Consider the following 12,189-nt stretch of genomic DNA (forward strand, 5'->3'; position numbering starts at 1 on the left):
CAATTATAGCTGGCAGAATAAATTTGATCATTAATGACTATCAATTAAATTATCTAAAAACTTACTACACCTATTAATTTGCTCAATACTTATAAACTCATTTGGCTTATGTGCTTGGTCTATACTTCCAGGTCCACATACAATAGTTGGTATATTAGATCTATTTTTAAACAAACCAGCTTCTGTTCCATAAACAACTTTTTTATGTTTATTATTTCCTAACAATTCTTTAATCTTTTTTACCAGATCAATATCTTCACTCATATCTAAAGCAGGATAATTAACTTTTTCATTAAAACTAATTCCTGTTTTGGATGAAACTTTATGCATATCTTTTATTAATTTTTGACTGGCATAATCTTCAATTTTTTTAACCAATTGTAAGGGGTCATCTTTTATTAAATTTCTTACTTCAAATTCAAATTCACATAAATCAGGTACTATATTCAAAATAGCTCCACCTTTAATTAGACCTGTATGAAGAGTAGTGTGTGGAACTTCATAATCATTATCAAAAGGTCCATTAATTGATTTTTCTTTATTTAGTTGATCAATATAAGCAATTAGTTTTGAGGCGTAATTAATAGCGTTAACACCAAAGGGTGCTTGTCCAGAATGACATGCTAATCCTTCAACTTTAACACTGTATGCATGTTTTCCTTTATGACCTATCACCACCTCCATACTTGTAGGCTCTCCTACAATACAAAACTCTGGTTTAATTGATTTTTTTTCAATTAAGTCCAATAAACCATGTACGCCAACACATCCAATTTCTTCATCATAAGAAAAAGCAAGATGAATTGGTTTAGATAATTTTTTTTCAACTATTTTAGGAACACGACTTAAAACCAAACCTATAAAACTTTTCATATCAGAGGTTCCTCTGCCATACAGTTTTTGATCTTTTTCTATTAATTGAAAAGGATCGGTATCCCATTTTTGGTTAGCAACTGGAACAACATCAGTGTGACCAGAAAGAACAATACCACCTGAAGAATTAGGACCTATTGTTGCAAACAAATTAGCTTTATTTTTTGTTTCATCATAAATTAACTCAGATTTTATTTTGTATTGGTTTAAATAATTTTCTATGAACTTAATTAGATTTAAATTTGATTTAAAACTTGTGGTGTCAAATCCAATTAATGTTTTAAGCAAATCTAAAGATTTTTTTTCTATCATGTGTTTATAAGTCACCTGGAACACCATAACTGGATGATTCAGAGGGATTTAAAGCTCTAGATTTATAATCTTTCATTTGAGGTTCAAATACTTTCCACAGCTTATAAAGTTCTTCTATAGGTTCGCTTTCTAACCAATCAATTCGTAAATCAACAAGTGGCCAAATAGTATTATCAGCAACTTTAATTCCAGCAGAATGAACTGGTCCCTCTTCTCCACCTTTTTCTAAACCAGCTTTAAGAGCAAGCAACAATCTTTCAGCAAGGTGAACATTTGGATTATTAGTAAAACTATCAACCATAGCTTTAGGTACCATTTCAGACTTAAGCATATTGCCTGCACCAATACAATTTGATCGCTTTTCTATAGCACTTATTCCTAAGGTTTTTGATCCAATGTGCTGTGAAGTATTACCTTTATTATCTATTAAAAGTAATTGTCGATATTCAATATTTTTTTCTTCTTTTACAATTTTATTAATTACTTCTGCAACTTCTAAATCTTGTTCTAAATAATCTAACATGAGGTTTCCTAGGCTAGGATCAGTAACGTTTTGTGTTGAGGCTGCACCAACTCCTGCTCTTACCCATGGACAACGACTAGCAACGCAAATGCTTGATGATGAGATTGCAACACCAACCATGTTGGTTTTTTCACATCTTCCAATTAATGAAAATGTCATGTTGGAATTACCGCTGTAGCATCAATTTCAACTAACCATTCTGGTCTTGCTAAACGTTCAACAACTAAACCTGTTGAGACCGGATGAACATTTTTTATATACTCACCAATGACTTGATAAATTACTTCTCTATTTTTAATGTCAGTAATATAAACAACAATCTTTACTAAATGGTTCATAGTTCCCCCCGTTTCTTCAATCAGCAGTTTTATATTTTGCATTACTTTGTGAGTTTGTTCTGCTGGATCAATACTGCTAATATTTACACCATCGTCTAAATTTTGAGGACATTGACCTCTCATCCAAACAGTTTTACCACCTTCTGTTACTACCGCTTGGCACAAATCATTATTTAAATTTTGTTCGGGATAAGTATCTTTAGTATTAAACTTTCTAATTCTTTTGTGTGTCATTTACTTTTAATTATTTAACTTAATATATTATTTTTTTTTACAATTTGTTCAGCTAAATACTTAGCATCTTGCCAAACACCCCAAATAAAAGATGATCCTCTCATAGATAACCAAGGTAACCCTATAAAATAGACTCCATCAACTTTTGCCACGCCTTTATAATGATCTGGTTTGCCTTGTTTATCAAAAGCATCTACTTTCAACCAGCTAAAATCATATTGATACCCAGTTGCCCAAATAATTGTTTTTATATTTTCTTTATTAAGATCTATTTCTAATATTGGATTAATTACACAATCAGGATCTGGTTTTATATTTCTAGCATCAGATTCTTCAGGAAAATCTAGATTATTCTTCTCAATATGTTCATCTGCCTGATTTAAAACAGATAAATAGTTTTGATCCCCTATATCCAAATTAATTTTTAAATCATTTTCAAAGTATAATTTTCCATTTTCGTATTTTTTTGTTAATCCCACTAAGGACATTCCTTGATTTGCAAATTTTCTAAAATCTATAGTTTTACCTCCATCATAACCACTGACTGCTATTGTTACATGTTGAGTATTTGGATCAGGAGTTTTTTTTTGCCATACCCCTAAAGCTCCAAACCACCACACATTATCTTTTCCTCGGTATCTTCTTGGCGGTCTATTATGTGGACCTATGGATAAAAAAACCTTTCTACCAGACAGCATTAATTCTTGAGCAACTTGTGATCCTGAAGAACCAGATCCAACAACTAAAACAGCTCCCTCTTTAAGTTGATGTGGGTTTTTGTAAAATTGAGAATGAATTTGAGTTATATCAATATCATGAGGAACTATGGGTGGAATAATAGGTTTTTGAAAAGCACCTGTGGCAACTACAATATTATCAGTCTCAATATTTCCTTCAGAAGTTTTAACTAAATATTTTTGAGTACTGCTTTCTCTTAAGACTTCTTCAACATTTACATTACATCTAATTGGAGCGTTAATTTTTTTTGCAAATTTTTCAAAATAAGAAACGACAACATCTTTTTGAGGGAAATAGTTAGGGGAATGATCATCAAAATCTAAAGTTGGAAATCGATCATGCCAAGCTGGTCCATTTGCAACCAGAGAGTCCCATCTGCAAGATCGCCAACTTTCTACAATACGATTTTTTTCTAAGATTAGGTGCTCTACTGAATGGTTAGATAAATGTTCACTCATTGCAAGACCAGCTTGGCCAGCTCCCACTATCAATGTGTCAATTTTTTTTATATTTTTTAAATAACTCATATAATTAGATTAATAAAACCTATCATCGTCCGTATTGTGTGTCTAGGTGGTGCAATGAATACTGAGCTTTACCTGATTTACTCAATTTAAAAAGGCTAGATTTTAGATTAAATTATACTGATATTCTGTAACTTTATAATCTGATTTGATTAATGAATTGTTATTCTGTGCATTATTCTATTACCTTTAAATGGAGTGGCTTGATGAAGCATAGATCTATTATCCCAAATTGCTAATTGGTTTTTTTCCCATTCTAATGAATATTGAAATTTTTTCTTAATTTGATGTTTTGATAAAAAATTCTTTAATTTTAAGTGATCTTTAATTTTTGGTTTAAAACCCATGAAATGTCCTGGGCTACAATAAATTGTATAATTTAAATTTATTTTTTTGAAAATTTTATGAACAGCTACTAACTCATCAATTTTTTTTCCTTTTTCTTTAACTCTTTCTTTAGTGGTAATTGATATTGGGCCTTCTGATGAGTAAACACCTTTCACTAATTTTAATTTCTTTTTAATATTTGTTGGTAAATTTTTAAAAGCCAAATATTGAGAACAAAATTCAGTATTAGCAGCACCTTTTTTTGGAACAAGTTTAGAAAACAACATAGTAAACCTTGGTGGTTTATTTGTGTAAATTGAGTCTGTATGAAATTGTTCCCCAAAACTAGGCCCTTTATCAGAAGATTTTCTTTGAACAACTGTAATTTGAGGATATTTTTTACTTAGACCTTTTAACCTTGGATAATTTGCTAATTTACCAAAATTTTTAGCAAACTTAATATAAGAGCTCGATGTTAAATTTTGTTTTTTAAAATATATAACACCATATTTATTAAGTGCAGATTTTATTTTTTTAAAATCTAGATTTGAAAGTTTTATTAGATCACAAATGATTTCAGCTCCAATATCTTTTTTATTCGGAATTATTTTAATCATTTCATTTAATTATAAATTATCTAATACAGCTTGCGCACATTCAAGTGTATTACTTTCTCCACTCAAATCTTTTGTTCTATTTTTTTTATCTAATAATGTTTTTTCTATTGAAGCCATGATTGTATTAGCTGCTTCTTTTTCTCCAAGATAATCTAACATTAAAGCACCAGACCAAATTTGCCCTATAGGATTTGCTATACCTTTGCCCGCAATATCAGGAGCTGAACCATGAACTGGTTCAAATAAAGATGGAAATTTTTTCTCAGGATTAATATTTGCTGATGGAGCAATACCAATAGTGCCAGTACAAGCTGGCCCTAAATCAGATAAAATATCTCCAAATAAATTTGATGCTACAACAACATCAAACCATTCAGGGTTTAAAACAAATCTTGCAACTAAAATATCAATATGAAATTGATCGGTTTCAATTTCAGTGTAATCTTTTTTATTAGCATCAAATCTTTCATCCCAATATGGCATTGTAATTGAAATACCATTTGATTTTGTTGCACTAGTTAATTTTTTTCTTTTTCGTGATTTTGCTATTTCAAAAGCAAATTTTTGTACTCTATCTATACCATGCTTGGACATTATTGTTTCTTGAAGGACTATTTCTCGTTCTGTTCCCTCGTACATTCTACCACCAACAGATGAATATTCTCCTTCTGTATTTTCTCTAACAATAATCATATCAATATCACCAGGAGTTTTGTCTGCTAATGGCGATTTAACTCCTGGAAATAATTTTACTGGTCTTAGGTTGATGTATTGATCAAATTCTCTTCTAAATTTTAATAATGAACCCCATAAAGTTATGTGATCTGGATATCTCTCTGGCATACCGACCGCACCAAAGAAAATAGCATCATGTTTTTCAATTTTTTTCTTCCAATCATTTGGAAGCATTTTTCCATGTTTCTCATAGTAATCACAAGATGAAAAATCAAATTCATCAATTACTAATTTAAATTGATGTTGTTCTGAAATTTTTTTTAAAACTTTGTGTGCTGCTGGGACAACTTCTTTTCCTATTCCGTCTCCTGCTATTGATGCGATATTGTATGTTTTCATAAGATAATTTAATTAAATTTATTTTATTAAAGTTTGACTATTTTAGTATTTTCAGTTTTTTTTTCAAAAAAATCTATAATGTTTTGAGCCGTTTCAACAGCCATACTTTCTAGACCTTCTTTAGTAAACGTTGCAGAATGTGGGCTTAACACTACTTTTTTATTTGTAATTAATGGATTTGTTGGTTCTGGTGGTTCTTTTTCAAAAACATCTATTCCAGCAAACGCTATGATATTATTATCAAGGGCATTGTTTAAATCCTCTTCATTAACAACACCACCTCTTGCTGTGTTAATTATGATTGAACTCTTTTTCATAAGCTTCATTTCTTTAAGCGTTATAAAATTTTTAGTTTCAGCATTTAATGGTAAGCTTAATGATAAAATATCAGCTTTTTTTAAACCTTCTTCAAGGATTGAAACTTTTGTTCCACCAAGAGATGTTATGGTTGTATCATCAACATAAGGGTCAAAAACTAAAACTTTCATATCAAAACCAAGACATTTTTTAATTAGTTTTTTTCCAATTCTACCAAAGCCAGCAATAAGAACTGTTTTGTCAAATAGTTCAAAATTTTGTTCAATATTCAAATGTATTGCTTTAACAAAATCACCACTTCTAACCATGGTGTCGAACATGCTAACACCTTTATAAATATTCATAATCATAAACATTATATGTTCTGCGGGAGAAGTGGATGTTGAATTGTGCGCCACAAGCAAAGTAATACCTTTTTCTTTTAAACATTTGGTGTCAACACTATCATAACCAACGCCATGTCTTGCAATAACCTTGAGCTTGTCACATTTACTTAAAATTTCTCTATCAATTTTACCTCTTCTAAGGGTAATCCCATCAAACTTAGGTAATTTTAATAAAAGATTTTCTCTAGATAGATCAGTTACAATTTCACAGTCAAAATCTTTGTAACTTTTTAAAAGGTTAATACCTTTATCCTTCATGGTATCGATGATGCCAATTTTATACATAATTTTCCTTCTATTTTAAACTCTAAACCAGAGACCTTCTGGAAGTGGTACTAATAATAAATTTTTAAACCCAAAGTATAAAAGTAGAATGAATATACTACCCAATAACATATAAAATATTATCTTTTTTAAAGAGATACTTTGACCTGCATTAATTAAAATAAGTAAATTAAATGAAATTAAACTTGTTAAAATAAATCCTGCTCTTTCTAAAAAATATATCCAAGCAAAAAACGTTATAATTAATAAAGGAATTTTAATAAATGAAACTTTTTCATTAATAACCCTAATTTCCAATCTAAATGAACGAAATATTAAAATTACAGATAAAATTAGTAGTGCTGTTGTTATTGCGTATGGAAAAACTGAACCAAAAGGGCTTAGGGTGCTTGCTTCATAAAAAAGAAGCAGAGATAACAAAATAAGACAAATGCCTGAAATAAAGGATGTTTTATCCTTAACAAATTTAAGCATTTTTTCTCCTATTATAAATTCGTTTCAAAGTAGGGAGGAATAATCCCATTATAATAAAGAACACCAGTGCAATCGAGATAGGTCTAGCAAAGTAATTTGCTAAAATATTTTCTTGAGCGTTACCTATTATATAAGCTTGAACAAATCCTTGTTCAGCAATTTGCCCCAATACTAATCCTAAGACAATCGGTGAAGCTTTAAAACCTGCCCTATTTAATATCCAACCAATTAAACCAAAGAAAAACATGAAATAAACATTTAGAATATTATTTTGAATTGAGTAACTACCAATAATTGTTAAAAAAATTATAATTGGAATTAGTATTTCTCTTGGTACTTTGATAATAGATTTGTATGCATATCTTCCCATTAACAATCCTAATGGCAACATCATAATAGTTGCTAAAAGTAAACCGAATATAAAAGTGTAGACAATTGAAGATTGCTGAGTAAATAAAGTGTCCCCTGTTCTTATTCCTTGAACTAATAATGCTCCTAAAATTACAGCATCAGGTGGAGTGCCTGGTATACCAAGACATAGTGTTGGAATAAAACCACCACCAACTGTTGCGTTATTTGCTGTCTCTGATGCAATTAAACCTTCTGGTTCACCTTTACCAAAATTATCTTTATTTCTTGAACTTCTTTTTGCCTCACCATATGAAACTATGCTCGCAATACTTCCTCCAGCACCTGGAAGAATACCAATAAAAGTTCCAATGAATGCTCCTCTTAATGCTTCAAATTTTTTACGATACATTATTAAAAAAGATTCTTTTAATCTTAAACTTTTAGGTGTTGTATTTTCACTTAAATGCTTTCCCTTCATGCTAGTTAGATCTAAAATAACTGGAATACAGAAAAGTCCAATCATTGCACTAACAATTTCTATTCCACTATTTAAAAAACTGATATTCCAAGTCATTCTCATATCACCACCAATAACTGCAACACCAATCATCGACATTAATAAACCAAGACAAGCACCAATTAATGATTTAATATTATCTCCCTCTGCTAACGTTGAAATTAATGTTAAGCCTAAAATTGCTAACCAAAAATATTCTGTGGGACCAAATTTTAGAGAAATGCTTGCTAAGGGTGGCGCGAATAACGCAAGACATATAACTCCTACTATTCCACCTATAAATGATGACATGCAGCTTATAGACATAGCTAAATCACCATTACCACTTTTGGCCATAGGATATCCATCAAACGTAGTTGCAACAGCTGAAGGTGTTCCTGGTGTATTAATTAAGATTGCAGACCATGAACCTCCAAAAATGGCTCCTGTATAAATCGCTCCTAGAACGATTAATCCAGAAGAAGGCTCGAGTGCGAACGTAAAGGGTACTAAAATAGCAACCGCCATGGTTGCTGAAAGTCCTGGCAAAGCACCAATAATGATGCCCGCCAAAACTCCTGAAAATGCTAAGCCTAAATTAAGTATGCTTAACGATGACAAAAAATCTGTAAAAATATTTGTCATTCAAAGACTTAACTATTTAATTAAACCAAGTTCTTTAGCGATAGCTTTGTTAGCTTTCATTTGTTTTTTCATAAACTTTTTCATTTCTTTATGACCAATGTTAACAACTACAAAAGCATTATCTTCCATTTGTTTGATGAAGGCTGGATCAGCATTAATTTTCATAATACGATCAGACCATTCTTTAACCGTTGCTTTAGAGGCAGATTTAGGAAGTGCGTAACCTCTATATGCTCCAGAAACAATGTTATATCCTAACTCTTTAAAAGTAGGAACGTCTGGAAAAGCTGGTAATCTTTCTTCTGATGCTACAGCAAGCATTCTAACTTTAGAACCTTGTTTAGCAGCAACAGTTGAATAGCCAGCTTCAGCCACAACTACCTTACCTAATAATGCTTGAACAGCAGCACCCGTACCTTTGAAAGGAACGTAAGTAGTTTTAACTTTTGCTTTTTTATTTAAAGAAATAGTTAAAAGATGATTTGCTGAATATGTTCCAGATCCACTAAAAGTTAGTTGTCCTGGATTTTTTTTAGCAAAGCTCATTAACTCTTCTAATGTTTTGTAGGGGCTCGATGCTTCTACTAAAATTGCATCAGGTGTATAGTGAAAAAATGAAAAAACATTTACATCTTCTGTTTTGTAACCTGCTTTTTCACCTTTAGCGATAGGTTGCATAATGATATGTGGAAGGTTTACACCCATAATAACACTACCATCACTTTTTTCTGAGTTTAAAGAAGACCAACCTACTGATCCGCCACCACCTGGTTTGTATTGAACAACAATATCATCATTGTAAATGTCTTTATAATAAGGTTGTTGCATTCTGGCCGTAACATCAGATTCACCACCTGGGCCGAATGGAATTATGTTCGTAACTCCTGCGTTAGCACCACTTATACTAATAACTGTAAGTGATAATGCTGCAAGAAATTTACTAATATAAGATTTTAATTTCATTAGATATTTTCCCTTGTTTGTTAATTTAAATTAGAAAACTATTTATTTTTTATCTTACTGTCAACGTGCATGTGTGCAGAAATGAGTAATATATTTAAGTTTCAAATCCTGATATTTATAGTGTTTAAAGTTAGAAATTATAAAATTACCATATAATTAAATAAAATGAAAATTATAGATATTCAAGAAAAAACCTTCGCAATCAGTTCAGACATTAAAAATGCATACATAAGTTTTGCAAAAATGGATTGTAGCGTTGTTGCAATGAAAACTGATGTCAAAATAAACGGTGAAAATGTGGTTGGGTATGGTTTTCATTCAAATGGAAGATATGCAGTCAGTGAACTCTTAACAAAAAGATTTATACCTAGATTAAATGAAGCTGAGGAAAAAGATTTACTAAATGATGATGGTAATAACTTTAGTCCTGAAAAAATTTGGAAAGTTTTGATGAAAAATGAAAAACCAGGTGGACATGGTGAAAGAAGTACAGCTGTTGGTGCAATTGATATGGCTGTGTGGGACATTGTTTCAAAAATAGAACAAGTTCCACTTTATGAACATTTAGCAAAAAAATATGGCAATGGAAAATTTACCAATAAAATTTTTGTATATGCGGCAGGTGGATATTATTACCCAGGAAAAGATATTCCGATGCTTCTTGATGAAATGAAAAGCTATTTAGATTTAGGTTTTACAACTGTCAAGATGAAAATAGGAGGCGCTCCGTTAAAAGATGACTTAAAAAGAATTGAAAGTGTTTTAAAATTAGTTGGTGATGGTAATAATTTATGTGTCGATGCGAATGGTAGTTTTGATCTAAAAACTGCTATTGAATATGGAAAAGCAATTGAACCATATAATCTAAAATGGTTTGAAGAAGCAGGTGATCCTCTGGATTACCAATTAAACGCTGAACTGTCTAAATCTTATAAAAATGGATTAGCCACGGGAGAAAATCTTTTTTCGATGCAGGATTCTAGGAATTTAATTCGATATGGTGGAATGCGAAAAGATATTGACTGGTTACAATTTGATTGTTCTTTAAGTTATGGTTTAGTCGAATATTTAAAAACTTTAGATATGATGAAAGAAAATAACTGGAGCTCTACAAGAGTAGTGCCTCATGGTGGTCATCAAATTTCTTGTAATATTGCTGCTGGACTAGATTTAGGTGGTAATGAAATTTATCCAAGCTTATTTCAACCCTTTGGAGGTTTTCCAGATTCATCTTTAGTTGAAAATAGCTACGTAACCTTTCCAAAGTTTGTTGGTATGGGTTATGAAAATAAACAAAAATTGAATATTTTATTTAAAAAATTATTCAATTAAATCATACCGATACTATCTTGTTTTGATAATTTCATTTGGAAGTTTTAAGTTTTGCTTGATTCAAATAGACCTTAACTAACCATAAAAATTAGCTGTAAGTATTCTTTTTAATATTTTTTATATGCTACTTAATAATTTTAAATTATTTTTTTCCGTAGATAGATTGAAGATAAAAACCAACGGGTAGACTGTAAATAATAGCTAGCCAGTTATTAAAGAAATTACCATTAGGAGCTATGGGCCAAATAGTAATTAATATTCCTGCAAGCAAGCAAACTTGATAATCTGTTAAATGTCTTTTTTGTTTTAGGATAATGGATTTTAACTGACGGTAAGCTGAATACGTAACATACAAAAAAGCACTGAATAAAAAACTAAAACCTATAATTCCCATTTCAGCTAATAATTGAACATAAAAATTATGAGGATGATTCTGACAAGGATTAATTCCAGTTTTGTATTTTTTATCTTTACAGATGACTCTAAACATTTTCGGACCATGTCCAAAGATAGGTTTATCCAAAAACATATTAAAAGCTGTTCTAATTAAACTATCATGAGTTGGAGTGAATATATATTTTCTTTGTAAAACATTTTGATTTTGAGAATCGTTTGTTAATCCCATTGTTTTAGCTGGTTCAGAAATCATACGTTGTTGCAAAGTTTTACTACTATAAGTTAGTAATGAAATAACAACCAAAGCTATAACAAAAGTAACAAGCCTAAATTTTTGATATCTATCGATTAATATTATTATAAATATTGTTGATAAGTTTAAAAAAGCAAAAGCAGCTCTTTCACCTGATACAAAAATTAATACATCTACTAGAATAAATAATACACCAATAAAATATGTCTCGTGCTTAACTTTTTTTTCTTTTAATAAAAAAAGCGCAAACAATAAAGGGAAAAGTCTACTTAAATATGAGCCTAAAATGTGTTCATCTCCAAAAAAAGAACTAACACGAACTCCCGATAGAAGTGGGTAGCCCATAATATTTTTTCCTGAAAAAAACTGAATATAGCCATCTACCACTAACACGGAAAAAGAAATTACTAAAATATAGTAAAAATATTTTAAAATTCTTTTATCACGATCTATGCAATACCAAATAACACATGCAAATATTCCAATTCTAAAATAAAATAAACTACTCTCAAAACTTAGTAAAATATTTTCTGATAATAGGCTGCAAAAAATAGCATAAACACAAAATATAAAAAAAATTACTAAAGGTTTGATATTAAAATAACTAAAATCTTTATTTTTAAAGACATGGTACAAAAAAATTAAAGATGAAATGCTCACAATTAGATCAGGGAAAAAAGGACCCCAAATAAAAAAAGGTATTATTAAAGCAATAGAGTTGGTTAACATT

The 12,189-nt window shown here is 30.3% G+C and carries 12 protein-coding genes; 1 reads left to right on the top strand and 11 read right to left on the bottom strand.

Annotation, left to right across the window (positions count from 1 at the left end; genetic code table 11):
* Positions 1–30 precede the first annotated feature (30 nt).
* The 10 genes from argE to AC5YF9_RS04330 all read right to left on the bottom strand — a co-directional run bounded on the left by argE (position 31) and on the right by AC5YF9_RS04330 (position 9,478).
* Positions 31–1,185 (bottom strand): acetylornithine deacetylase, encoded by a 1,155-nt coding sequence (gene argE, locus AC5YF9_RS04285; RefSeq protein WP_415303468.1) that lies wholly within the window; start codon positions 1,183–1,185, stop codon positions 31–33.
* 4 nt (positions 1,186–1,189) lie between these two features.
* Positions 1,190–1,867 carry a DUF1028 domain-containing protein gene (locus AC5YF9_RS04290; protein ID WP_415303469.1) on the bottom strand — a complete coding sequence of 226 codons (678 nt, stop codon included), beginning with the start codon at positions 1,865–1,867 and terminating at the stop codon, positions 1,190–1,192.
* Entirely contained in the window at positions 1,864–2,280 is a 417-nt protein-coding gene (locus AC5YF9_RS04295) for a RidA family protein (RefSeq protein WP_415303470.1), read from the bottom strand. Before AC5YF9_RS04295 ends, AC5YF9_RS04290 begins: the two co-directional genes overlap by 4 nt.
* A gap of 14 nt (positions 2,281–2,294) precedes the next feature.
* A complete protein-coding gene (locus AC5YF9_RS04300; RefSeq protein WP_415303471.1) occupies positions 2,295–3,545 on the bottom strand; it encodes a flavin-containing monooxygenase in 1,251 nt (416 codons plus the stop codon).
* Between the two features lie 149 nt (positions 3,546–3,694).
* The gene (locus AC5YF9_RS04305; RefSeq protein WP_415303472.1) at positions 3,695–4,486 is read right to left on the bottom strand and encodes a TauD/TfdA dioxygenase family protein; all 792 of its coding nucleotides are present in this window, start codon (positions 4,484–4,486) and stop codon (positions 3,695–3,697) included.
* Positions 4,487–4,495: 9 nt separating this feature from the next.
* The gene (locus AC5YF9_RS04310; protein WP_415303473.1) at positions 4,496–5,560 is read right to left on the bottom strand and encodes a tartrate dehydrogenase; all 1,065 of its coding nucleotides are present in this window, start codon (positions 5,558–5,560) and stop codon (positions 4,496–4,498) included.
* A gap of 26 nt (positions 5,561–5,586) precedes the next feature.
* Positions 5,587–6,549, bottom strand: a complete 963-nt coding sequence (locus AC5YF9_RS04315; protein WP_415303474.1) for an NAD(P)-dependent oxidoreductase — start codon at positions 6,547–6,549, stop codon at positions 5,587–5,589.
* A 15-nt stretch (positions 6,550–6,564) separates the two neighbouring features.
* Positions 6,565–7,023, bottom strand: a complete 459-nt coding sequence (locus AC5YF9_RS04320) for a tripartite tricarboxylate transporter TctB family protein (RefSeq protein WP_415303475.1) — start codon at positions 7,021–7,023, stop codon at positions 6,565–6,567.
* The gene (locus tag AC5YF9_RS04325) at positions 7,016–8,515 is read right to left on the bottom strand and encodes a tripartite tricarboxylate transporter permease (protein ID WP_415303476.1); all 1,500 of its coding nucleotides are present in this window, start codon (positions 8,513–8,515) and stop codon (positions 7,016–7,018) included. The genes AC5YF9_RS04320 and AC5YF9_RS04325 overlap by 8 nt, the downstream gene beginning before the upstream one ends.
* Positions 8,516–8,527: 12 nt before the next feature.
* The gene (locus AC5YF9_RS04330; RefSeq protein ID WP_415303477.1) at positions 8,528–9,478 is read right to left on the bottom strand and encodes a tripartite tricarboxylate transporter substrate binding protein; all 951 of its coding nucleotides are present in this window, start codon (positions 9,476–9,478) and stop codon (positions 8,528–8,530) included.
* Positions 9,479–9,643: 165 nt separating this feature from the next.
* Between AC5YF9_RS04330 and AC5YF9_RS04335 the strand changes: the two genes are divergently transcribed.
* On the top strand, positions 9,644–10,810 hold the full coding sequence (locus tag AC5YF9_RS04335) for a mandelate racemase/muconate lactonizing enzyme family protein (protein ID WP_415303478.1): 1,167 nt from the start codon (positions 9,644–9,646) through the stop codon (positions 10,808–10,810).
* A gap of 142 nt (positions 10,811–10,952) precedes the next feature.
* Here the strand turns inward: AC5YF9_RS04335 and AC5YF9_RS04340 are convergent, their stop codons facing one another.
* Complete coding sequence (locus AC5YF9_RS04340) at positions 10,953–12,188, bottom strand: O-antigen ligase family protein (protein ID WP_415303479.1); 1,236 nt, start codon at positions 12,186–12,188, stop codon at positions 10,953–10,955.
* Between the last annotated feature and the right edge of the window lies 1 nt (position 12,189).

This window comes from Candidatus Pelagibacter sp. uisw_098, from assembly GCF_059512505.1.